At 70.6% G+C, this 21,410-nt stretch carries 20 protein-coding genes; 12 read left to right on the top strand and 8 right to left on the bottom strand.

What is annotated here, in order from left to right:
* Positions 1–36: 36 nt before the first annotated feature.
* A complete protein-coding gene (locus ACZ5PO_RS07060) occupies positions 37–354 on the bottom strand; it encodes a DUF2853 family protein (protein WP_464191686.1) in 318 nt (105 codons plus the stop codon).
* A 159-nt stretch (positions 355–513) separates the two neighbouring features.
* Here ACZ5PO_RS07060 and ACZ5PO_RS07055 point away from each other — a divergent pair, with 159 nt between their 5' ends.
* A complete protein-coding gene (locus tag ACZ5PO_RS07055; protein WP_464191684.1) occupies positions 514–1,179 on the top strand; it encodes a septation protein A in 666 nt (221 codons plus the stop codon).
* A 118-nt stretch (positions 1,180–1,297) separates the two neighbouring features.
* A complete protein-coding gene (locus ACZ5PO_RS07050) occupies positions 1,298–1,906 on the top strand; it encodes a malonic semialdehyde reductase (protein WP_464191681.1) in 609 nt (202 codons plus the stop codon).
* A gap of 258 nt (positions 1,907–2,164) precedes the next feature.
* On the opposite strand, the gene ACZ5PO_RS07045 is transcribed toward ACZ5PO_RS07050, so the two are convergent.
* Positions 2,165–3,034, bottom strand: coding sequence for an acyl-CoA thioesterase (locus ACZ5PO_RS07045; RefSeq protein WP_464191679.1), 870 nt, complete (start codon positions 3,032–3,034; stop codon positions 2,165–2,167).
* 269 nt (positions 3,035–3,303) lie between these two features.
* Between ACZ5PO_RS07045 and ACZ5PO_RS07040 the strand changes: the two genes are divergently transcribed.
* Positions 3,304–3,669, top strand: coding sequence for a nuclear transport factor 2 family protein (locus tag ACZ5PO_RS07040; RefSeq protein ID WP_464191676.1), 366 nt, complete (start codon positions 3,304–3,306; stop codon positions 3,667–3,669).
* Positions 3,670–3,738: 69 nt separating this feature from the next.
* Positions 3,739–4,140 carry a hypothetical protein gene (locus ACZ5PO_RS07035; RefSeq protein WP_464191674.1) on the top strand — a complete coding sequence of 134 codons (402 nt, stop codon included), beginning with the start codon at positions 3,739–3,741 and terminating at the stop codon, positions 4,138–4,140.
* Between the two features lie 27 nt (positions 4,141–4,167).
* On the opposite strand, the gene ACZ5PO_RS07030 is transcribed toward ACZ5PO_RS07035, so the two are convergent.
* On the bottom strand, positions 4,168–4,611 hold the full coding sequence (locus ACZ5PO_RS07030) for a DUF1178 family protein (protein ID WP_464191671.1): 444 nt from the start codon (positions 4,609–4,611) through the stop codon (positions 4,168–4,170).
* A 214-nt stretch (positions 4,612–4,825) separates the two neighbouring features.
* Between ACZ5PO_RS07030 and ACZ5PO_RS07025 the strand changes: the two genes are divergently transcribed.
* Positions 4,826–5,686 (top strand): hypothetical protein, encoded by an 861-nt coding sequence (locus ACZ5PO_RS07025; protein ID WP_464191669.1) that lies wholly within the window; start codon positions 4,826–4,828, stop codon positions 5,684–5,686.
* 18 nt (positions 5,687–5,704) lie between these two features.
* On the opposite strand, the gene ACZ5PO_RS07020 is transcribed toward ACZ5PO_RS07025, so the two are convergent.
* The 3 genes from ACZ5PO_RS07020 to ACZ5PO_RS07010 form a co-directional block, all read right to left on the bottom strand.
* Positions 5,705–6,568 (bottom strand): carbon-nitrogen hydrolase family protein, encoded by an 864-nt coding sequence (locus ACZ5PO_RS07020; protein WP_464191668.1) that lies wholly within the window; start codon positions 6,566–6,568, stop codon positions 5,705–5,707.
* Between the two features lie 10 nt (positions 6,569–6,578).
* Entirely contained in the window at positions 6,579–6,854 is a 276-nt protein-coding gene (gene grxC, locus ACZ5PO_RS07015) for a glutaredoxin 3 (protein ID WP_464191666.1), read from the bottom strand.
* Between the two features lie 78 nt (positions 6,855–6,932).
* Positions 6,933–7,754, bottom strand: a complete 822-nt coding sequence (locus tag ACZ5PO_RS07010) for a ComF family protein (RefSeq protein WP_464191664.1) — start codon at positions 7,752–7,754, stop codon at positions 6,933–6,935.
* Between the two features lie 194 nt (positions 7,755–7,948).
* Here ACZ5PO_RS07010 and ACZ5PO_RS07005 point away from each other — a divergent pair, with 194 nt between their 5' ends.
* From ACZ5PO_RS07005 to ACZ5PO_RS06980, 6 genes are all read left to right on the top strand, one after another.
* A complete protein-coding gene (locus ACZ5PO_RS07005) occupies positions 7,949–8,830 on the top strand; it encodes a methyltransferase domain-containing protein (RefSeq protein ID WP_464191662.1) in 882 nt (293 codons plus the stop codon).
* Between the two features lie 105 nt (positions 8,831–8,935).
* Complete coding sequence (locus tag ACZ5PO_RS07000; protein ID WP_464191661.1) at positions 8,936–10,093, top strand: iron-containing alcohol dehydrogenase; 1,158 nt, start codon at positions 8,936–8,938, stop codon at positions 10,091–10,093.
* Positions 10,094–10,257: 164 nt separating this feature from the next.
* Positions 10,258–12,525 carry a phosphoenolpyruvate--protein phosphotransferase gene (gene ptsP / locus ACZ5PO_RS06995; protein ID WP_464191659.1) on the top strand — a complete coding sequence of 756 codons (2,268 nt, stop codon included), beginning with the start codon at positions 10,258–10,260 and terminating at the stop codon, positions 12,523–12,525.
* 33 nt (positions 12,526–12,558) lie between these two features.
* Complete coding sequence (gene prfA, locus ACZ5PO_RS06990) at positions 12,559–13,641, top strand: peptide chain release factor 1 (protein WP_464191657.1); 1,083 nt, start codon at positions 12,559–12,561, stop codon at positions 13,639–13,641.
* The gene (prmC, locus tag ACZ5PO_RS06985) at positions 13,638–14,546 is read left to right on the top strand and encodes a peptide chain release factor N(5)-glutamine methyltransferase (RefSeq protein WP_464191655.1); all 909 of its coding nucleotides are present in this window, start codon (positions 13,638–13,640) and stop codon (positions 14,544–14,546) included. The genes prfA and prmC overlap by 4 nt, the downstream gene beginning before the upstream one ends.
* A gap of 596 nt (positions 14,547–15,142) precedes the next feature.
* Positions 15,143–16,066: a DUF4167 domain-containing protein gene (locus tag ACZ5PO_RS06980; protein ID WP_464191654.1), complete on the top strand. Its 924-nt coding sequence runs from the start codon at positions 15,143–15,145 to the stop codon at positions 16,064–16,066.
* A 71-nt stretch (positions 16,067–16,137) separates the two neighbouring features.
* On the opposite strand, the gene ACZ5PO_RS06975 is transcribed toward ACZ5PO_RS06980, so the two are convergent.
* Positions 16,138–16,920 carry an MOSC domain-containing protein gene (locus ACZ5PO_RS06975; protein WP_464191652.1) on the bottom strand — a complete coding sequence of 261 codons (783 nt, stop codon included), beginning with the start codon at positions 16,918–16,920 and terminating at the stop codon, positions 16,138–16,140.
* A gap of 179 nt (positions 16,921–17,099) precedes the next feature.
* A complete protein-coding gene (locus tag ACZ5PO_RS06970; RefSeq protein WP_464191650.1) occupies positions 17,100–18,287 on the bottom strand; it encodes a CaiB/BaiF CoA transferase family protein in 1,188 nt (395 codons plus the stop codon).
* 492 nt (positions 18,288–18,779) lie between these two features.
* On the opposite strand from ACZ5PO_RS06970, the gene clpB reads away from it, so the two are divergent.
* Positions 18,780–21,395: an ATP-dependent chaperone ClpB gene (clpB, locus tag ACZ5PO_RS06965; protein WP_464191648.1), complete on the top strand. Its 2,616-nt coding sequence runs from the start codon at positions 18,780–18,782 to the stop codon at positions 21,393–21,395.
* Positions 21,396–21,410: the final 15 nt, after the last annotated feature.

Genomic DNA, 21,410 nt, shown 5'->3' with positions numbered 1-21,410 from the left:
CGGGGCGGCCGGGTCGAGCCCGGCCGTAACCTGGTCTCAGCCGGCGACGGCGTCCAGCTTGCCGAAGCGCTCGGCGAGCAAATAGTAGAACGTCAGGCGCGACTTGGTCCGGTCGGCCTTCATGGCCTTGCAGGTCTCCTCGATGGCGGCGTCGAGGTCGGCGCTCGACAGGCCGAGCTTTTTCTTGAGGAAGTTCTCACGCACGCGCTCGCGCTCGGCCTTGTCCTCGCAGGCGACGTAGCGGGCGTCGGGCTTGCTCAGCACGAGTCGGTAAGTCTTGAGAAGTCCGGCAACGGCCGCTTCGTTGACGGGACCCTTGGCATACTTCTTCACGTCTTCGAGATGCTCGGTCATCGCTACTCCCCTGGTGATGTATGATTCTATCATTTGCCGGCGTATTCGTCACCTTTTGTCACGCATAAGCTTGGGACGCTCGTCCTGCGGCCCGGGTGCCGCGGCTCACCGCATCGCACCTCGGTTGACGCCGCCGCCAGCGCAGGGCAGACAGCCACCGTGTCGAACACCGCCCGTCATCTCAACCCGCTGCTGAAGTTCGCCCTCGAGCTCGGGCCCCTGGGCGTGCTGCTGCTGGCCAACGCCCGGCCGGCGCTGTTCATTCCGGTGCTCGGGCCGCTGCTGCCGGCGAACCTGTCGCCCGACCAGCTCGGCATCTTCACCGCCACCGCGGCGTTCATGATCGCCACCCTGATCGCGCTGGCGGTCCACTATGCCCTGGTGCGGCAGCTGCCGATCATGCCGCTCGTCTCCGGCGTCGCCGTGCTGATCTTCGGCACGCTGACGCTCGTGCTCAAGGACGAGCTGTTCATCAAGCTGAAGCCGACCATCGTGAACTGCCTGTTCGGCGGCGCGTTGCTGGGCGGCCTGGCGTTCGGCCGGCCGCTGCTGTCCGTGCTGTTCAATTCGGTGCTGCGGCTGACGGACGAAGGCTGGCGCAAGCTGACCTTGCGCTGGGGCATCTTCTTCTTCGTCCTGGCGGCGCTGAACGAGATCGTGTGGCGCACCCAGTCGAACGACGTCTGGCTCAACTTCAAGTCGCTGGGGGTGATGCCGCTGACGATCGTCTTCGCCCTGGCGCAGACGCCGCTGCTGATGCGCTACGCCCCGCCCGAGGACGCGCCGGACGAGCCCGCCAAGAACCCGGATTCGCTGGTCGAGTGAGCGCGGCCGGCCCCGAGCGGGCACGCACGCCCGACGGTCTTGCCGTTTTCGCACTTGCGATAGGCGCCGCCATTGTCCAGGACGGATCCGAGCTGTTCCGATTTGGAGTGCTGACGCGATGACCACGCAACCTTCCGCCCCCGGCAAGCTGGACGAGGCGGCGCTCGACCTCGTCTTCCGCAACGCCCGCACCCACAACGGCTGGCTGGACAAGCCGGTGCCGGAGGCGCTGCTGCGCCAGGCGGTCGATCTGGCCAAGATGGGGCCGACGAGCGCCAACGCCTCGCCGCTGCGCCTCGTGTTCGTGCGCTCGCCCGAGGCCAAGGAGCGGCTGAAGCCGGCGCTCTCGGCCGGCAACCTGGAGAAGACCCTGGCGGCGCCGGTCACCGCCATCGTCGCCTACGACACGCAGTTCCACGAGCTGCTGCCGCGCCTGTTTCCCCACGCCGACGCCCGCGCCTGGTTCGCCGGCAACGATGCGCTGATCGAGGAGACCGCCTTCCGCAACGGCTCGCTGCAGGGGGCCTATCTCATCCTGGCGCTGCGCGCCGTGGGGCTCGACACGGGCCCCATGTCGGGCTTCGACAAGGCCAAGGTCGACGCCGCCTTTTTCGCCGGCACCAGCGTGAAATCCAACTTCCTCGTCAACATCGGCTACGGTGACGAGAGCAAGCTGTTCGCCCGCAGCCCGCGCCTCGACTACGACGAGATCGTCACCACGCTGTAGCGCCGAGGGGCGGCGGCGCCCCGCGCCCTCGCCCCCTTGCGGCTATTCACACGTCCGGGCGAGGCAAGTTCTGGTGGCGTCGAGGTTCACCCCCACCAGTCCCTTCCGCTTCGCACGGGACAGCCTCCCCACAAGGGGGAGGCCGCTCGCCTAGCTTCTCCAAGCTAAAAGGTGAGGCGGCTCCCTCCCCCTTGTGGGGAGGGGTCGGGCTGGGGGTGAACCGCGACGCTTTCAGAACAAGAGCTTAGACTGAACGCCTCACGCCGCCGGCGGGTCGCGGTAGTAGACGATCTGGTGGGTGCTGACGAACAACGTGCCGTCGGCGCCCCACAGCTCGGCCGACTGGTCGTGGAAGCCGCGGTCGAAGACGCGGCTGTCGGCGCGGGCGCGCAGGGGCTCGGTGCCCTGGCGCGCCAGATCCGCCTCCGTGGCGTGGAAGAATATGCTCATCGACACCGTCCCGGCGGGCACGAGCGCGCCGCGCACCACGAAGATGCGGGCGAAGAAGGTGTCGGCGAGCGCCGCCAGCGCGACGAAATCGAGCGGCCGCGGCGGCACGTCGGCGATCCACAGCTCCTGGGCGGCGGGCAGAGGCTCCGTCCGGGGCGTGCGGCCGAGCGGCAGTAGCTCCGCGAAGCGGAAGTCGTAGTTGCGCAGCCAGGCCGAGCCCGCGAGATGGGACGGGAACGGCGCCAGGCTCTCGCGCGGCGGCAGCGTCGGCGGCGTGGCCGGGGCATGGGAAAAGGTCTCGGGCCGGGCGCCGAACACGGCGGTGGCGGTGGTGCTGGGGGGCTCGTCGCCCTGGGTGATCTCCAGCGACCAGTGCTGGGTGGAGCGGTTGGTCCGCGCTTCCCGCGGCGTGATGCGGAAGGCGCCCTCCGCCACCGGCGCGCAATAATTCACCGTGAGCGAGATGGGGCTGCCCTGGCGCCGCGGGTGATCCAGCAGGGCGCGCATCAGGCAGGCGGCGGTGACCCCGCCGAACGGGCCGGTGAAGTTCCAGTAGGCCGCGCTGGTATGGCCGTCATAGCTGCCGTCCGGGCGCACGGCGAGCTGTGTGGCCACATCGAGCGGGTGCAGGTTCGCGGGCTGGTCAGGGTCGGCGATCGTCGGTTCGGTCAGGCTCATCGGTCTCTCAGGGACGGGTGCAGCAACGCTCCGGCAGCATGGCCCGCGGGCGAGCCCGACGGCCATTACCGGCCATGTAATCGACGCGGCGCGGCGGCCGCGCATGATGGGCTCCAGAGCATTTCGTCATTGGATGGGACCATCCACTGACAGAGAAATGCTCATAACGTCCTGAATCTGGAGCGCTTCTCTTGCGATTGGGTGAGTCCACCCAATCGCGAAGCGCTCCAGGCGCCGGCCGATCAGCAGCCTCAGCACGGAGCTCAGCCATGACCGACACGACCGCGATTGTCGACCGCTACATCGACATGTGGAACGAAACCGACGATGCCCGCCGCAAGGCCATCATCGCCAAAACCTGGACGGACGCGGCGACTTACCGCGATCCGATGATGGCCGGCGAGGGCCAGGACGGCATCGACGCGATGGTGCGGGGCGTGCAGGAGCGCTTTCCGGGCTACCGGTTCCGCCGCATCGGCGGCGTCGATCAGGTCGGCGATGCCCTGCGCTTCAGCTGGCAGCTGGCGCCGGAGATCGGCGACGCGCTCGCCGGCGGCACCGATTTCGGCGTGCTCGCCGGCGACGGACGCTTCAAGGCCATGACCGGCTTCATCGACCAGGCGCCGGCCGCGTGATCGCCGCCGCCACCTCTTAGCCCTACCCCCCGCCAGCCTCGTGGCCTGCGCCAGACAAGGACCGCCGCCATGCATACGATCGTGCCCTCCGCTTTCCTCCGCCGCGTGCTCATGGTCAACGCTTTGTCCTGCGCCGGCCTCGGCGTGCTGTTGTTCGGGCTGGGCGGCTTGCTCGAGCCGCTGCTCGGCATCCCCGCCTGGCTCAGCCAGCCGGTGGGCTTCAGCCTGGTCTGCTTCGGCGGCGTGGTGGGGCTCGTCGAGGTCCAGGAGCGGGTCGCGCCCGCCCTGGTCTGGGCGATCATCGCCGTCAACGCGCTGTGGGCGGTGGATTCCCTCGTCGCGCTCGCGGCCGGATGGCTCACGCCCACGCCGCTCGGCATCGCCTTCGTGCTCGCCCAGGCGCTCTGGGTCGCCGTCGCCGCCGAGGTGCTGGCCGTCGGCCTCAACCGGGCGCGCCTGCAGCCGGCCTAGCGCGGCCGCCGATCATGCCGTGACCGTCTAGTTGCGGTCCTCCGGCAGGATCGGCACGGGCAGCACCTCGATGCCTTCTTCGATCAGCGAGGCGATCTCGTGCATGGGCGCTTCGCCGCGGATCGCCCGCTTCTCGATCTCGCCCGTGTGCATGGCCCGCGCTTCGGCCGGGAAGCGGCTGCCCACGTCGTCGGAGTGCGTCTCGACGTAGTGGCGGATGGCCCGCATCATGGCGCCGATCTCGCGCTCCCGCTCGCTCATCAACGCCACCGGCGCGGCGGCGCCGGGCGTCTCCGGGGCTGCGCCGCGGCGCGCCAGGGCCGGAGCCATGATCGACTTATGCACCTTGGCCGAGCCGCAGGTGGGGCACGTGACCAGCCCCGCCTCGGCCTGCGCCGAGAACGCCTCGCTGTCGCGGAACCAGCTCTCGAAGCTGTGCTCTGCCTCGCATACAAGCGAATAGCGAATCATGTCGGGACGACCTCCTCGTCGTCGCAGGGTCTCATTCGATCCGTAAGCAGACGGCTGCCCGCCTGCAGGATCTCTTCATGGCCGCCCTGTCCATTATATGTGGCCGGGCCGGGCCCGGTTCACGTCTGCCCTCGAAAACCGATGCCGCGACGGCCCCCGTGTGTCTTCGTTGCAATTCCGAGACGGGCAGCCGACGAGGCGCGAAAGGATCGACATGATCGAAGTTACGGATGCCGTCAACGCGCCCGGTGCCGCGGTCAATGAAGATCGCATCGGCCACCGGGAGTCGGGCACGCCGGCCGCCTGGGTCATCGATGGGGCGACGGGCGTCGCCGAGCGGGAGCATGTGTCCGGCGGGCCGGGCAGCGACGCGGCCTGGCTCGCCGAGACGACGGGTGCGCTGCTCGCCCGGCGCGATCCGGGCCGCATCCCGGCGCAGGACTATTTCGCCGCCGTCATCGGCGAGGTGCGGGCCGCCTATGCCGCGGCGGTGCCGGGCTTTGCCGCGCTGCCGCCGCACGCCCTGCCGTCCGCGACGATCACCTGGATGCGGCCCGCGCCGGGCGGGCTCGAGTTCGCCCGCCAGGGCGATTGCACCGCGGTCGTCGTCGCCGGCGGGGCGGTGCGCGTCGTCGGCCTCCGCGAGCCCGGCACATGGGAGGCGCTGATCGACGAGCGCGACCGCGCCCTGCTCGCCCGCCAGGGCGACGACAAGGCCCGTATCGCAGCGGTCATCGACGAGCTCCGGGACGCCCGCTCCAAGCTCAATCAGCCCGGCGGCTACTGGATGCTGGGCATCGAGCCCGAAGCAGCCCGGCGCATGACCGTCGAGCACGTGCCGTTCGACGGCGAGGCGACCGTGCTGCTGGCGTCGGACGGCCTGTGGCGGCTGGTCGATGCCTTCCGCCTCTACGATGCCGCGGGCCTGGTCGGAGCGGCGCGCGCCAGAGGCCTCGGCGCCCTGCTGGCTGAGCTGCGGCAGGTCGAGACCGATGATACGGCCGCCACGCGGGCGCCGCGCGTCAAGGTGCACGACGACGCCAGCGGCCTGCTGCTCACGGTGTCGGCCCGATAGCGCGGCGGCCTGCCGGCGTCACGCGTCGAGCGCCGCGGCCACGCCGGCGGACCGCACCATGACCGGCCGGGTGTGCTGCAATGACGGAATGCGCTGGCGCGCCTCGGCCACGGCTGCCGGGTCGATCTCGGCCAGGATCACGCCCGGCTCGGTGCCGCCTTCGGCCAGGACGCGGCCCCACGGGTCGACGATCAGCGAGTGGCCGTAGGTCTCGCGGCCGTCGGCGTGCAGGCCGCCCTGCGCCGCGGACAGGACGAAGGCGCCGTTCTCGATGGCCCGCGCCCGTTGCAGCACGTGCCAATGCGCCTCCCCGGTCTGGCGCGTGAAGCAGGCCGGCGCGGTGAGCACGGTGGCTCCGGCCTCGGCGAGCGCCCGGTAGAGGTAGGGGAAGCGCAGATCGTAGCAGATGGTGACGCCCAGCGCCCCGATCGGCGCGGGCACCACCGGCGCCTCGGCGCCGCCGACGTAGGTCGCCGATTCGCGCCAGCTCTCGCCGCCCGGCAGGTCGACATCGAACAGGTGGATCTTGGTGTAGGTGGCGACGATGTCGCCGGCGGCATCGATGACGATGGCGCGGTTGGCGACCTTGTCGCCGTCCTTCAGCGCCAGCGAGCCGATGTGGACCATGACGGCCCGGGCGCGGGCGATGTCGCGGGCCGCGGCGATCAGCGGATCGTCGGCCTCGGTCCGGATGTTCTCCATCAGGCTGCGGCGCGAGCGCTCCACCAGCCCGGTCATCTCCGGCGTCTGGACATAGGTGGCGCCCGCATCGGCCGCCTGGCGGATCAGCGCGATCGCCGCGTCGCGATTGGCTTCGGGATCGCGGCCCGAGCGCATCTGCACGCAGGCGGCGACGAGCGGCGGGCGGGCGTCCGGGCTCATGGACCGGCCCTCAGCTCGCGACCGTAGCCGCGTCGGCCAGCAGCGGGTCGAGCCCGCCGCGGCCGTCCAGGGCGTAGAGGTCGTCGCAGCCGCCGACGTGGCGCTCGCCGATGAAGATCTGCGGGACGGTGCTGGCGCCACCCGACCGTTCGATCATGGCGGCCCGGGCATCGGCGTTGCCGCTGATCTCGATCTCCTCGAAGGCGACCCCCTTCTCCCGCAGCAGCTCCTTGGCCGCGGTGCAATAGGGGCACCAGGACTTGGTGTAGATGGTGACGGGCGCCAACGCGTGTCTCCTTTGCAGTCGCTCGTCATCATATAGGCGAGCCGGGCACCGCCGCCATCCTTGATCGGTGCCGCGGCATCAGGCGCCGTCGCGCACGACGCGTGCGAAGGTGAGCACGTCGACGGCCGCCGCGCCGCCGCGCAGCAGCGTGCGGGTGGCGGCATTGAGGGTGGCGCCGGTGGTCAGCACGTCGTCGAGCAGGATGACGCGCCGGCCCTCGATCCGGGGCCTGGCGTCATCGGGCACGGCGAAGGCGCCCTGAAGGTTGGTGCCGCGCTCCGCTCGGGTCAGCCCCACCTGGGGCCGCGTGCGCTTGCGCCGGACGAGCGCCGCAGGGTCGCTCGGCACGTCCGCCAGCCGGCTGATGGCGGCGGCCAGCAGGGCCGCCTGGTTGAAGCGGCGCGACCACAGGCGCAGGCGGTGCAGCGGCACCGGCACGATCAGGTCGGCGTCGGCCAGGAGCTCGCGTCCGGCCTGGACCATCAGCCGTCCGAGCAGGCGGGCGAGCTCGGGCCGGTCGTTGTACTTGAGGTCGTGCAACAGGTCGCGGGCGATGCCGTCGTAGCGGGCTGCGGCGCGGGCGCGCGCGAACACCGGCGGATCGGCGATCGCCGCCGGCGAGAGTAGCGGCCCGCCGTAGTCGACCGCGAACGGCGTGCCCAGGCGCTCGCAATAGGGCCGCTCGATGAAGGCGAGGCCGGCCCAGCATGCGGCGCACAGCCCGTGCGGCTCGGCGGTGGCGCCCCGGCAATGCACGCAGGCCGGCGGGTAGACGAGATCCAGCGCGCCGCGGCCGGCGCCGAGGACGGCCGCAGCGACACGGGTGAGCCCGAGCCTGACCGTTAGCGGCACGTCGGCTGCGCGGGCCGGGCTCTGCTCGGGTGCATCGTCAACCGCCATGGCGTCCGCCTGCGTTGCGGGTGTAATAGCCCTGCGCCGTGATTTTGAGCCGCCATGGCCGGGCTTGGCCCCGGCCATCCATCGAAGCTAACGGCGTCAGCCCCCAGAGCTGACATTATACTTTTATTTTCAATAAGATGGATGGCCGGGTCAAGCCCGCCCATGACGCCGGACCCTTGAAGGCCTCGCCACCGATGCCCGCACCGCCACTCGTTTTCGACCGTCCGCTCGCCCGCCGCCGCCTGCAACGGGCGCATGCCGCCGGTTTCGTCGATTTCCTGGAACAGCGTGCGGCCGAGGACCTGGCCTTCCGCCTGTCCACGGTCAAGCGCCGCTTCGGCACCGCCCTCGACCTGGGCAGCGTCACGGGCGCCATCAGCGAGACGCTGGCGCAGGCGGGCAGCGCGCGGATCGTGCGGGCGGCGCCCGCCGTCGGCCTCGGCGGCGACGTGGTCGCCGACGAGGAGGCGCTGCCCTTTGCCGCCGAGGCCTTCGACCTCGTCGTCTCCGTGCTGGCGCTGCAGGGGATCAACGACCTGCCCGGCGCCCTGGTGCAGATTCGCCGCGCGCTCAAGCCCGACGGCCTGTTCATCGCCTGCCTGTTGGGCGGCGGCACGCTGGGCGAGCTCCGCCAGGCGTTCACCGCCGCCGAGGCCGAGGCGGAGGGCGGCGTCAGCCCGCGCGTCGCGCCGTTCGCCGACGTGCGGGACATGGGCGGCCTGTTGCAGCGTGCCGGCTTCGCGCTGCCGGTGGCCGATACCGAGACGGTCACCGTCCGCTATCCCCACGCCCTGGCGCTGCTGGCCGACCTCAGAGGCATGGGGGCCACCAGCACGCTCGTCGACCGCCGCCGGCAGCCGCTGCGCCGCGCCACCCTGATGCGCATGGCGACGGTCTACCGCGACCGCTTCGCCGCGCCCGATGGCCGCATCCCGGCCACCTTCGAGATGATCTGGCTGTCCGGCTGGGCGCCGCACGACAGCCAGCAGCGGCCGCTGCGGCCGGGCTCCGCCAAGGCCCGGCTGGCCGACGCCCTGGGGGCGCACGAGATCAAGGTGCCGCGCGGCGACGGCTGAGAGCCGCGCAGCGACGGCTGAGCCGTCCAGCTGCTGTCGTTTTCGCCCCGCCGGGATATAGGGCTATCCTGAAAGGCAAACCGACGCAGCGGCGAGGAACGAGCGATGCACCCCTTCACCTTCAACACCGCCAAGTCGATCGTCTTCGGCCCCGGCACGATCGGGCAGCTCGGCGATATCGCCAAGGCGCAGCTCGGCGCGCGCGTCATCGTCGTCACCGATCCCGGGATCATCGGCGCCCATCTGCTCGAGCCTGCCGCCGACGCCCTCAAGGCGGCCGACGTCGCCTTCACCGTCTATGACCGCGTGGTCGCCGATCCGCCCGAATCGATCGTGCAGGAGGCGGTTGCCGCCGCCCGCGACTTCGGCGCGACCGGCGTCGTCGGCTACGGCGGCGGCTCGTCGATGGATACGGCCAAGCTGGTGGCGCTGCTGGCGCGGGGCGAGGAGGCGCTCGCCGACATCTACGGCGTCGGCAACGTCAAGGGCGCGCGCCTGCCGCTGGTGCTGGTGCCGACCACGGCCGGCACCGGCTCGGAGGTGACGCCGATCTCGATCGTCACCACGGGTGAAGCGGAGAAGAAGGGTGTCGTGTCGCCGGTGCTGCTGCCCGACGTGGCGCTGCTCGATCCCGAGCTGACCTACGGGCTGCCGCACCACGTCACCGCAGCCACCGGCATCGACGCCATGGTGCACGCCATCGAGGCCTACACCTCCACCAGCGCCAACAACAACCCGCTCTCCAAGCTGCTCGCCAAGGAGGCCCTGCGCCTGCTCAGCGACGGCATCCGCTCGGCCGTGCGCGAGGGCTCGCACCTGGAGGCGCGCGGCCAGATGCTGCTCGGCGCCATGCTGGCGGGCCAGGCCTTCGCCAATTCGCCGGTGGCGGCGGTGCATGCGCTCGCCTATCCGATCGGCGGGCACTATCACGTGCCGCACGGCCTCTCCAACGCGCTGGTGCTGCCGCACGTGCTCCGCTTCAACTGCGAGGTCTGCTACAAGGACTACGCGGCGCTGGCGCCGTACGCCTTTCCGTTCCTCGCCGACGTGGCCGTGGCCAAGCGCGGCCACGCCTTTGCCGACGCGCTGGCGCATCTCTCCGCCGAGATCGGCCTGCAGGCCCGGCTGCGGGAGGTGAACATCCCGGAGCACGACCTGCCGCGACTCGCGGCCGACGCGATGAAGCAGACGCGGCTCCTGGTGAACAATCCGCGCCCGCTGACCGAAGCCGACGCCCTTGCGATTTATCAAGCGGCGTGGTGAGTTAAGGGTATAGATGGACCGGTGCGGGGGCCGGCTATTCTCGGTCGACTTGCGATCGCGAGCGGCCATCCCGTATACAACGATCCGAGCAACAGGCGGCCGCTTCGCCGCCTTCCCGACGTTTCGGTTGCCCCCCAGGCCGCCGCCTATTGGAAATCCGGCTCATGCGAGGTGCTCTTGGTGGCCCCCGCGTGCTCCTGCGCCGCCTCCGGGAGGTCATGGCGGAGCCGGTCAGCGCGCAGGAGAAGCTCGACAGGATCGTTGTCCTGATCGCCGGCAACATGGTGGCCGAGGTGTGCTCGGTCTACGTGCTGCGCGCCGACAACAATCTCGAGCTCTACGCGACTGAAGGCCTGAAGCCCGAAGCGGTCCACCGCACCATCATCTCGACCGACGAGGGCCTGGTCGGCCTGATCGCCTCGAGCGCCGAGCCGCTCGCCCTGTCCGACGCCCAGAGCCACCCGGCCTTCTCCTACAAGCCCGAGACGGGGGAGGAGATCTATCACTCCTTCCTTGGCGTGCCGGTGCTGCGGGCGGGCAACACCCTCGGCGTGCTGGTGGTGCAGAACCGCGCCTACCGCGTCTACACCGAGGAGGAGATCGAGGCGCTCCAGACCACGACGATGGTCATCGCCGAGATGGTCGCGTCGGGGGACGTGCAGGCGTTGGCCCCGCCCGGCCAGGACATCGCCGTGCGGCGCCCCCTGGCGCCCAAGGGCATCAGCCTGTCCGACGGCATCGGGCTCGGCTACGTGGTGCTGCACGAGCCGCGCATCATCGTCCAGAAGATGATCGCCGAGGACGTCAACCAGGAGCTGACGCGCCTCGACCGTGCCGTGCAGGCGCTCAGGGCCTCGATCGACCGGCTGCTGGAGCGCGGCGACGTCGCCCATCACGGCGAGCACCGGGACGTGCTCGAGACCGTGCGCATGTTCGCCAACGACCAGGGCTGGCTCAGGCGCATCCGTGAGGCGGTGATCACCGGCCTCACCGCCGAAGGCGCGGTCGAACGGGTGCAGTCGGACACCCGCGCGCGCATGCTGCGCCAGACCGACCCCTACCTGCGTGACCGGCTGCACGACCTGGACGAGATCGCCAACCGGCTGCTGCACAGCCTGGCGGGCACCTCGTTCGGCACCCACAAGGACGCGCTGCCCGACAACGCCATCCTGGTGGCCCGCTCGATGGGCCCGGCGGCGCTGCTCGACTACGACCGCTCGCGGCTGCGCGGCCTGGTGCTCGAGGAGGGCGGGCCGACCAGCCACATCGCCATCGTCGCCCGCGCGCTCGGCATTCCCGCCGTCGGCGAGGTCGGCAACATCGTGGGCATCGTCGAGACCGGCGACGCGATCATCGTCGACGGCACCAGCGGCGACGTACAGGTCCGGCCGCAGGCCAACGTCGAGGCCGCCTACGCCGAGAAGGCCAGGCTGCGCGCCCGGCGCCAGGAGCAATACCGCCGGCTGCGGGACCTGCCGGCCGTGACCAAGGACGGCGTCGCCATCTCGCTCAGCATCAACGCCGGCCTCATCGTCGACATGCCGCACCTGGCGGAAACCGCGGCCGACGGCGTCGGCCTGTTCCGCACCGAGCTGCAGTTCATGGTGGCCGAGCGGCTGCCCTCGACCAGCGAGCAGCAGGCGCTCTACGAGCAGGTGCTGGCCGAGGCCAACGGCGCACCGGTGACGTTCCGGACGCTCGACATCGGCGGCGACAAGATCCTGCCCTACATGGAGATCACCGAGGAGGAGAACCCGGCGCTCGGCTGGCGGGCCATCCGCATCGGCCTCGACCGGCCGGCCCTGCTGCGCTCGCAGGTCAGGGCGTTGCTGAAGGCGGCGGCCGAGCGCGACCTGCGCATCATGTTTCCCATGGTGGCCACCGTCGACGAGTTCCTGCGCGCCAAGGCCATCGTCGGCAAGGAGAAGGCCTACCTCAAGCGCCACGGCTACCGTAAGCCCGCCAGCGTCTCCCTCGGCGTCATGATCGAGGTGCCGTCGCTGCTGTTCCAGATCGAGGAGATCTGCCGCGAGGCCGACTTCGTCTCCATCGGCTCCAACGACCTGATGCAGTTCCTGTTCGCCGCCGACCGCGAGAACCGCCAGGTCGCCGGGCGCTTCGACCCGCTGAGCCCCGCCGGCCTCAGGGCCCTCAAGATGATCGTCACCCACGCCAAGCAGCACGATTGCAATGCCTCGGTCTGCGGCGAGATGGGCGGCCGGCCGCTGGAGGCGATGGCGCTGATCGGCCTCGGCTATCGGGGCCTGTCGATGCCGCCGGCGTCCGTCGGGCCGGTGAAGGCGATGATCCTGGCGCTCGACGCCGGCGCCCTGACCAAGACCCTCGACGAGGCCTTGCGCAAGGAGGGCGACGTCACCAGTCTGAGGACGAGGCTCGAAACCTTCGCCGCCGACAATGCGATACCAGTCTAGCCGCGGCTCGTTTCTCCTGCCATTGCACGTCCCATGAACGGTTTTACGCCACCTGAGGATCGGCTGGACGCCATCCTCGCCCGCCACGCCCTGCTCACCGCGACGCTCGCCGCAGGACCGGACGCCCAGACCTTCGTGTCCGCCTCGCGCGAGCTGGCGGAGCTCGAGCCCGTCGCCGAAGCGATCCACAACTACCGCGCCGCCTGCCGCAACCGCGCCGAGCTCGAGGCGCTGGCCGGCGACGCGGCGGCCGATGCCGAGCTCCGGGCGCTGGCGGAGGAGGAGCGGTCGGCGGCCGACGACGAAGAGGAGCGCCTCGCCCGCGAGGTGCGGCTGATGCTGCTGCCGCGCGACGAAGCGGACGAGAAGAGCGCCATCCTCGAAGTGAGGGCCGGCACCGGCGGCGACGAGGCTTCGCTCTTTGCCGGCGACCTCTTCGCCATGTATTCGCGCTACGCCGCGCTCAAGGGCTGGACCGTCGAGTTGCTGTCGGCGAGCGAGGGCACCGTCGGCGGCTTCAAGGAAATCGTCGCCGAGATCCGCGGCCGTGGCGTGTTCGCCAAGCTCAAGTTCGAATCGGGCGTGCACCGGGTGCAGCGCGTGCCGGCGACGGAGGGCTCCGGCCGCATCCACACCTCGGCCGCCACCGTCGCGGTGCTGCCGGAAGCCGAGGACGTCGACGTCGACGTCGACGAGAGCGACCTCCGCGTCGATACCATGCGCGCCGGCGGCGCCGGCGGACAGCACGTGAACAAGACCGAATCGGCGATCCGCATCACCCACCTGCCGACGGGCATCGTCGTCCTGGTGCAGGAGGAACGCTCCCAGCATCGCAACCGCGCCAAGGCGATGGCGCTGCTCAGGGCCAAGCTCTACGACGCCGAGCGCGGCCGCAAGGACGCCGAACGGGCGGCCGACCGCCGCTCGCAGGTGGGGTCGGGGGATCGCTCCGAGCGCATCCGCACCTACAACTTCCCGCAGGGCCGGGTGACCGACCACCGCATCGGGCTGACGCTCTACAAGCTGGACGAGGTGATGGCCGGGACCGCGCTCGACGAGCTGGTCGATGCGCTGACCGCCGAGCACCAGGCGGCGCTGCTGGCCGCCGACGGATGAGCCGGGCCGTATCGAGGCCGGCGCCGGCCAACGGCGCGGCGGCCGGGATCGAAGCCGGGACCGGGCGGGCCGACGCGCTGCGCCGGCTGGGCGGCGCCTTCGGGGCTGCCGGCATCGCCACGCCCGAGCTCGACGCCCGCATCCTGCTGACCGAGATCCTCGGCCTGCCGTTTGCCGCCGTGCTGGCCGAGCCCACGGCCCCCCTGGGCGAGGCCGTGGCGGCACGGCTGGCGGCGGCGGCAGCGCGGCGGCTGGCCGGCGAGCCGGTGGGCCGCATCCTCGGCGAACGGGAATTCTGGGGCCTGCCCTTCGCCCTGTCGCCGGCGACCCTGGAGCCCCGGCCGGATACGGAGACGTTGGTCTCGGTCGCGTTGGCGCACGAGCGCCGGCGGGGCGAGGCCGCAACGCGCGTGCTGGACCTGGGAACCGGCACCGGGTGCATCCTCGTGGCCGTGCTGAGCGAGCTGCCCCACGCCTGGGGCCTGGGTGTCGACCGCGCCGCCGACGCCGCCGCGGTCGCCCGGCGCAATGCCCGGCGCAACGGGGTCGGCGACCGCGCGCGCTTCGTGGTGGGCGATTGGGCCGCAGCGGTCGCCGCCCCTTTCAATCTGGTTTTGTCGAACCCACCTTACATAACGAGGAAGAATATCGCGACGCTGGCCGCAGAGGTGCGTGATCACGACCCGCGGCTCGCTCTCGACGGGGGCGACGACGGGCTTGATGCCTATCGCGCCCTGGCTGGCGATCTGCCCCGTCTGCTGGCGCCCGGCGGGCTCGCCGGGTTCGAGGTGGGACAGGGCCAGGCGGCCGAGGTGGCGCGCCTGCTGAGCGGGGCCGGCCTGCGGGATATCACCGTCGTCGCGGACCTTGCGGGCATCGACCGCGTTGTATCGGCGACACGATGACGCTGCATTGGTTGGCAACCAGCGCCCGCAGACCGGAAAATGTGCTTGGCGATGAGGGGCGAAGCAGGTAATGTCCGGCCCATACGGCGCGATAATGATTGTGAATCGGTGTTCCTCGGGCTGGGACACGCGGTTCGCGACGCGACGAGGCAGCAAAAACTGCGCATGTGGCGGCCGATGGACGGGCAAGCCGGACCAGCCGCAAGGCGTGGACACCCGACGAACGGATGCAAGTCGTCATAAAATGAGCGGCGGAAGTGACGCCGGTGCGCTTGAATAAGGAGCGCCAGGGCTCGCTTCCCCTTGGGTTGTCGTCATGGGTTTGGCAACGCTCGCCTTCACTTCGGGACGGTGAAGCGTGTTGCCCCGAAAAGCGGTCGCCCCCGCCTTTTCGGAATGTCAGCGCCGGGCAGGATCCGCACGAGGCGATTGTTGCAACGATCATGCTCCACGCACGTGAACGGAGGCGGTCGCGTTCAACCCCGAAGCGACGCCCTCTCGTCGGACCGTATCGATCCCTCTTGCCGGTCAGCGCATGAAGCCAGCGCGGGACGGGGATCCGAGTAACCAGGACGATGGCTTCACAAGAGAGACAGATGAGACCAGGCCAGAACAGGCGCATGCGGGGACGCAACCGCAAGGGCCCCAATCCGCTGACGCGTAGCTTCGAGTCCAACGGGCCGGATGTGAAGATCAGGGGAACCGCACAGCACATCGCCGAGAAATATGCCCAGCTCTCGCGCGATGCTCAGGTCTCAGGGGACCCGGTCGCCTCGGAAAACTACCTGCAACACGCCGAGCACTATTACCGAATCCTGGCGGCCGCGCAGGTGCAGTTCCAGCAGACCTACGGCGCGTTCCCGCGCTCCTTCGAGGACGGCGACGACCTCGACGGCGAGGAGGAGCCGAACGGCTTCGGCGGCCTGCCGTTGGGCGAGCCGGGCGGCCGTGGCGCCTACGGCGGCTACAACGGCCAGGGCGGAGACGAGGCCTACCCGCAGGGCGCGCCGCAGCCGTCGGCCGCGCCGCAGGGGCGCCAGCCCTACCGCGACCGCGGCGAGCGCCAGGATCGTTCCGAGCAGCCGCAGCGGCAGGCCCGCGGCGAGCGGCAGGAGCGCGGCGACCGCCAGGAGCGCGGTGAGCGGCAAGAGCGCGGTGAGCGGCAAGAGCGTGGTGATCGCCCCGATGCCGGCGAACGGCAGGACTTTGCCCCCGAGGGCCGCCGCGAGCGCCGCGAGCGCTTCCGCCGCGATGACAACCGCGGCAACGCGGCGCCGGTGCAGGACGAGCCCGTCCAGCCGGAACTGCCGGCATTCCTGACGACGCCGGTCCGTTCGCCGGTCGCCGCGGAGGACGCGGCGCCCACCGAGCAGCCCGCCGCGCCGCCGGCGGCCGAGGCCGAGGCGGCGGAGCACTTCCCGGTGCGGACGCGCCGGCGCCGCGGGCGGCCGCGGGCCGACGAGGCGGCCGCAGCCGAGCCGTCCGACCAGGCCTCCGAGCCAAGCGCTGCGGCCGAGTAGGCTTTCGCCATCCCCACCGTCATGGCCGTGGTCAAGCCCGGCCATGACGCCGTGCCGAGCCGGCCCTGCCGCTATCGCGGGCGCGCGGGCCCCAGGATGTCGCCTTCGGCGAGGCGGCCGCCGGCCAGCACCTCCGCGTAGACGCCGCAATCCATGTGCCCGTAAGCTTGCATCAGCGCCTTGGGGATCTCGAGGTCGCGCTTCGCCGTCACCGGGTCGACGTTGGTTGCCGCACAGCGCACGATGCGCTTGACGATCTTCAGGCGGACGCCGGCTGATGTCTCGAGGATGTCGCCGACCATGTCGAGCTCGCGCCAGGCGGGCAGGCCGTCCACGGTGAGGTTGCCGCGAAAGCGCCGCGGGTCGACCGGCGTGCCGAGCAGGCTCGTGATCTCGGCGACGCTCGCCAGGTTGATGATCGAGATGACCTTGGCGGCCACGTCGGAAAAGCTGAACGGCGCAGGCTCGGGCGCCGCCTCCAGCACTTTCGGTGGCCCACGCAGCTCGTCCGGCATGTAGGCGGCGAAGAACGCCTCGGTCGCCGCGCGGCCGGCGGCGGTGGACAGATCCTCGTGCACGAGCTCGCGGCCGTTGGTCCGGTCGCGGATGGTCAGCGTGGTGGCGGCGTCGTCGAAGCGCGTGTCGAGCGCCGCCAGGCGCTCGTTGCGCATCAGCATCAGGAACTTCGCCTTGGGCTGGTAGCTCGGCGCCGCCGGGTCGAAGCCGGACGGCCCGTTCTCGATGGCGTAGCGCCGGTCCCCCCTGATCACCCGCCCGGGCAGCAGGTCGGCGGCAGGCAGCCGCTCCGGGGACAGGCCCTTGACGGGATAGCGGGAGATGGTGACGACGCGCATGGTCTATGCTTTGCCCCGGCCGGTAGCCGGGTCAAGCCTTGGGCCGTCCAGCTGCGGTGCGCTTGCAGAACAAGAGTTCAGCCGCGAGCCGCAGATGTGTCCGTCCGCCAGGGGGTAATCCCATGCGGCGACGGGCGCCATTCGCTTTTCAGAACAATAGCCCACGCGGCAATGCGCGGTCAGATCGCCTTGGCCTCCCTGAGCCGATCGATGTCGGCCGGCGTGTAGCCGACGCTGCGCAGGATCTCGTCGGTGTGCTCGCCGACGGTCGGGGCCCGGTGGCGGATCTCGCCGGGCGTCTCGGACAGGATCATCGGGCTCTGCGGGATCGGCGCCGGTGTGGCGAGGCCGGGAAACTCCACCGGCTTGAGGTAGCCGGTCTCTTTCACGTGGGGGTCGTCCAAGGCCTGCTGGGGCGACAGCACGGGGCCGGCCGGAATGCGTGCCTCCTCGAGAGCCGCGATCGCCTCGGCCGTGGTGCGTTCGGCGCACCACTCCCGCATGCGGGCGCTGATCAACGGAGCATTGTCGCCGCGCGCCAGATCGTCCTTGAAGCGCGGGTCGTTCAGCCAGAAGTCCGTGTTGCCCATCAGCTTGGCCCAGCGCACGTAGAGCGGCTGGCCCACCACGGCCACCAGCACGTAGCCGTCCTTGGTGGGCAGGATGTCGGCGGGAGCCGAGGTCTGACCGCGGTTGGCGGTCGGCACCCGGTTGACCCGTAGCACCGCCTGCTCGATCAGCGTCGGCCCCATCATGTTGAGGGCGGTGCGCAGCAGCGCGCCCTCCACCACCTGGCCGCGGCCGGTGCGGCCGCGCTCCATCAGCGCCGCCAGCGTGCCGAAGGCCAGGCCCAGCGCCGTGCCGAAATCCACGTAGGAGGCGTAGCAGCGGTAGGGTTGGCCGGGCTCGCCGGTCATGTAGACGGCGCCGGACATGGCCTGGCCGATGGTGTCGAAGCCGACGCGCTCGGAATAGGGGCCTTCGGCGCCGAAGGCCGAGGCGGTGGTGAGGATGATGTCGTCCTTGACGGCGCGCAGGCTGTCGTAGTCGAGGCCCATGGTCTTCAGGGTCGAAGCGGGCAGGTTGGCGATCACCACGTCGGCGGTCGCCACCAGCCGGCGCACCACCTCGGCGCCTTCCGGCCGCATCGGATCGAGCGTGAGGCTGCGCTTGTTGCGGTTCATCTGCATGAACATGCCGCCGTCGCCGCCCTCCGCGATGGGCGCGACGAAGCGGTCCTCGCCGCCGCCGCGGCGCTCGATGCGGATGACATCGGCGCCGTAATCGGCGAGCAGGGCGCCGCAATACGGGCCCGCGATATAGCGCCCGAAATCCAATACACGAACGCCAGCGAGCACTTTCGACACGTTGCGCCTCCCTCGATCCTGGTCGCGGCGGCCGGCCACCGGCGCCGCTACGCTCCATCCTGTCGGCGTGCCCCGTCGATGGGCCGCCGCGGGGAGCCTGCACCGCCCAATCTAGAACGCGTCGGCGCGAAGGGGAATCGGCGCGTGCCGCCGAGCCGGCGTGCGCTCTCCGCGCCTGACGCGGAGGCAAAAAGTTGCCCGGCCGGGCCTTGCTGTTGCTGCGGGGCAACACCTACATAGGCTGAGCGGTGGCGCTTACGGGCACCGCCGAGCGGCTAGGTGTGGGCGCCTCCGGGCGCAGCTCCCTGGCCGATCTCACCGAATTGCGTATGCTGCGCGGCGCCGGACATTTGCTCCGGCGCCGCGCCGCGGCGAAAAAGATCCGCGGCGTGGCGAAGATCAAGGGAACGCCATGTCGCTCGTGCGAGGTTGCCTCATCAGAGGGACCACATCTGGGTGCGCCTTCACCGGCGGCCCGCAGGAGTGCGATAGATGAACATCGAGAAATACACCGATCGGTCCAAAGGGTTTCTCCAGTCGGCGCAGTCGGCGGCGCTGCGCGACGGCCATCAGCAGTTCACGCCCGAGCACCTTCTGAAGGTCCTGCTCGACGATCCGGAAGGCCTGGCGGCGGGCCTGATCGACCGGGCCGGCGGCCAGTCGCGGCTGGCCCTGCAGCTGACCGAGCAGGCGCTCGCCAAATTGCCCAAGGTGCAGGGCGGCTCGGGGCAGATCTATCTGTCGCCTCAGCTGGCGCGCGTCTTCGACGCGGCCGAGAAGGCGGCCGACAAGGCCGGCGACAGCTTCGTCACCGTCGAGCGGCTGCTGCTGGCGCTCGCCATCGAGAAGGACAGCGAGGCCGGCAAGGCGCTCGCCGCGGCCGGCGTGACGGCGCAGAGCCTCAACGCGGCGATCGAGGCGCTACGCAAGGGCCGCACCGCCGATTCCGCCTCCGCCGAGCAGGCCTACGACGCGCTGAAGCGCTATGCGCGCGACCTCACCCAGGCGGCCCGTGACGGCAAGATCGATCCGGTCATCGGCCGCGACGAGGAGATCCGTCGCACCATCCAGGTGCTGTCGCGGCGCACCAAGAACAACCCGGTGCTGATCGGCGAGCCCGGCGTCGGCAAGACCGCCATCGTCGAGGGGCTGGCCAAGCGCATCGTCGACGGCGACGTGCCCGAGAGCCTGAAGGACAAGCGGCTGCTGGCGCTCGACATGGGCGCGCTGATCGCCGGCGCCAAATATCGCGGTGAGTTCGAGGAGCGCCTGAAGAGCGTGCTGCAGGAGGTGCAGTCGGCGGAAGGCGACATCATCCTGTTCATCGACGAGATGCACACCCTGGTCGGCGCCGGCAAGGCGGACGGCGCCATGGACGCCTCCAACCTGCTGAAGCCGGCGCTCGCCCGCGGCGAGCTGCACTGCGTCGGCGCCACCACGCTCGACGAGTACCGCAAGCACGTGGAGAAGGATGCGGCGCTGGCGCGGCGCTTCCAGCCGGTGTTCGTCTCCGAGCCCACGGTCGAGGACACCATCTCGATCCTGCGCGGCCTGAAGGAGCGCTACGAGCAGCACCATCGGGTGCGCATTCAGGATTCGGCCCTGGTGGCGGCGGCGACGCTCTCCAACCGCTACATCACCGACCGCTTCCTGCCTGACAAGGCGATCGATCTGATCGACGAGGCGGCGGCGCGCCTGCGCATGCAGGTGGACAGCAAGCCCGAGGAGCTCGATTCGATCGACCGCGAGATCGTGCGGCTGAAGATCGAGGCCGAGGCGCTCAAGAAGGAGAGCGATGCCGCCTCCAAGGACCGCTTGCAGCGGCTGGAGAAGGAGCTCGCCGATCTGGAGGAGCAGTCGGCCGCGCTGACCACCAAGTGGCAGTCCGAGAAGGACAAGCTCGGCCACGCCGCGACGCTCAAGAAGAAGCTCGACGAGGCCCGCAACGAGCTCGCCAATGCCCAGCGCCGCGGCGAGTACCAGCGCGCCGGCGAGCTGACCTACGGCATCATCCCGCAGCTCGAGAAGGAGCTGGCGCAGGTGGAGGCCAACGAGAGCTCGGCGGTGGTGCAGGAGGCGGTGACGCCCGACAACGTCGCCCAGGTGGTGTCGCGCTGGACCGGCGTGCCGGTGGAGCGGATGCTGGAGGGCGAGCGCGCCAAGCTGCTCAAGATGGAGGAGGAGCTCGCCAAGCGCGTCGTCGGCCAGCACGAGGCGGTGATCGCGGTGTCCACGGCCGTGCGCCGCGCCCGCGCCGGCCTGCAGGATCCCAACCGGCCGATCGGCTCGTTCATGTTCCTCGGCCCCACCGGCGTCGGCAAGACCGAGCTGACCAAGGCGCTCGCCGCCTACCTGTTCGACGACGAGACCGCGCTGATCCGCCTCGACATGTCCGAGTACATGGAGAAGCACTCGGTCGCCCGCCTGATCGGCGCGCCTCCGGGCTACGTCGGCTACGAGGAGGGCGGTGCGCTGACCGAGGCGGTGCGGCGCCGGCCCTACCAGGTGGTGCTGTTCGACGAGATCGAGAAGGCGCACCCGGACGTGTTCAACGTGCTGCTGCAGGTGCTGGACGATGGCCGGCTGACCGACGGCCAGGGCCGCACGGTGGACTTCCGCAACACGCTGATCATCATGACCTCGAACCTCGGCGCCGAGTTCCTGGTGGCCCAGAAGGCCGGCGAGGACAGCGAGGCGGTGCGCGACGAGGTGATGGCGGTGGTCCGCTCGCACTTCCGGCCGGAGTTCCTGAACCGGGTGGACGAGATCATCCTGTTCCACCGGCTCAAGAAGGAGCAGATGGGCGCCATCGTCGACATCCAGCTCAGGCGGCTGGAGCGGCTCCTGGAGGAGCGCAAGATCGTGCTCGACGTCGATCCGCAGGCGCGCGAGTGGCTGGCCGACAAGGGCTACGACCCGGCCTACGGCGCCCGGCCGCTGAAGCGCGTGATCCAGAAGAACGTGCAGGACGTGCTGGCCGAGCTCATCCTGTCGGGCAAGATCCGCGACGGCGAGCGCGTGCCGGTGACCGCCGGTCCCCTTGGCCTGGTCATCGGCAACGAGCCGGTGGTGGCGGACAAGCGCCCGGCCGGCGCGGCGCTGAACTGACGTTTTGGGGGGAGG

This window comes from Chelatococcus sp. KU-N122 (assembly GCF_055391085.1).
The sequence above is the reverse complement of the archived record's forward strand: the minus strand, read 5'-3'. Positions and strand labels throughout refer to the sequence as shown.

Excerpts from the sequence above, each read along its gene's own strand:
- ACZ5PO_RS07060 (WP_464191686.1), bottom strand. The coding sequence starts at position 354 with ATGACCGAGCATCTCGAAGACGTGAAGAAGTATGCCAAGGGTCCCGTC.
- ACZ5PO_RS07050 (WP_464191681.1), top strand. The coding sequence starts at position 1,298 with ATGACCACGCAACCTTCCGCCCCCGGCAAGCTGGACGAGGCGGCGCTC.
- ACZ5PO_RS07045 (WP_464191679.1), bottom strand. The coding sequence starts at position 3,034 with ATGAGCCTGACCGAACCGACGATCGCCGACCCTGACCAGCCCGCGAAC.
- ACZ5PO_RS07040 (WP_464191676.1), top strand. The coding sequence starts at position 3,304 with ATGACCGACACGACCGCGATTGTCGACCGCTACATCGACATGTGGAAC.
- ACZ5PO_RS07035 (WP_464191674.1), top strand. The coding sequence starts at position 3,739 with ATGCATACGATCGTGCCCTCCGCTTTCCTCCGCCGCGTGCTCATGGTC.
- ACZ5PO_RS07030 (WP_464191671.1), bottom strand. The coding sequence starts at position 4,611 with ATGATTCGCTATTCGCTTGTATGCGAGGCAGAGCACAGCTTCGAGAGC.
- ACZ5PO_RS07025 (WP_464191669.1), top strand. The coding sequence starts at position 4,826 with ATGATCGAAGTTACGGATGCCGTCAACGCGCCCGGTGCCGCGGTCAAT.
- ACZ5PO_RS07020 (WP_464191668.1), bottom strand. The coding sequence starts at position 6,568 with ATGAGCCCGGACGCCCGCCCGCCGCTCGTCGCCGCCTGCGTGCAGATG.
- ACZ5PO_RS07010 (WP_464191664.1), bottom strand. The coding sequence starts at position 7,754 with ATGGCGGTTGACGATGCACCCGAGCAGAGCCCGGCCCGCGCAGCCGAC.
- ACZ5PO_RS07005 (WP_464191662.1), top strand. The coding sequence starts at position 7,949 with ATGCCCGCACCGCCACTCGTTTTCGACCGTCCGCTCGCCCGCCGCCGC.
- ACZ5PO_RS07000 (WP_464191661.1), top strand. The coding sequence starts at position 8,936 with ATGCACCCCTTCACCTTCAACACCGCCAAGTCGATCGTCTTCGGCCCC.
- ptsP (WP_464191659.1), top strand. The coding sequence starts at position 10,258 with ATGCGAGGTGCTCTTGGTGGCCCCCGCGTGCTCCTGCGCCGCCTCCGG.
- prfA (WP_464191657.1), top strand. The coding sequence starts at position 12,559 with ATGAACGGTTTTACGCCACCTGAGGATCGGCTGGACGCCATCCTCGCC.
- prmC (WP_464191655.1), top strand. The coding sequence starts at position 13,638 with ATGAGCCGGGCCGTATCGAGGCCGGCGCCGGCCAACGGCGCGGCGGCC.
- ACZ5PO_RS06980 (WP_464191654.1), top strand. The coding sequence starts at position 15,143 with ATGAGACCAGGCCAGAACAGGCGCATGCGGGGACGCAACCGCAAGGGC.
- ACZ5PO_RS06975 (WP_464191652.1), bottom strand. The coding sequence starts at position 16,920 with ATGCGCGTCGTCACCATCTCCCGCTATCCCGTCAAGGGCCTGTCCCCG.
- clpB (WP_464191648.1), top strand. The coding sequence starts at position 18,780 with ATGAACATCGAGAAATACACCGATCGGTCCAAAGGGTTTCTCCAGTCG.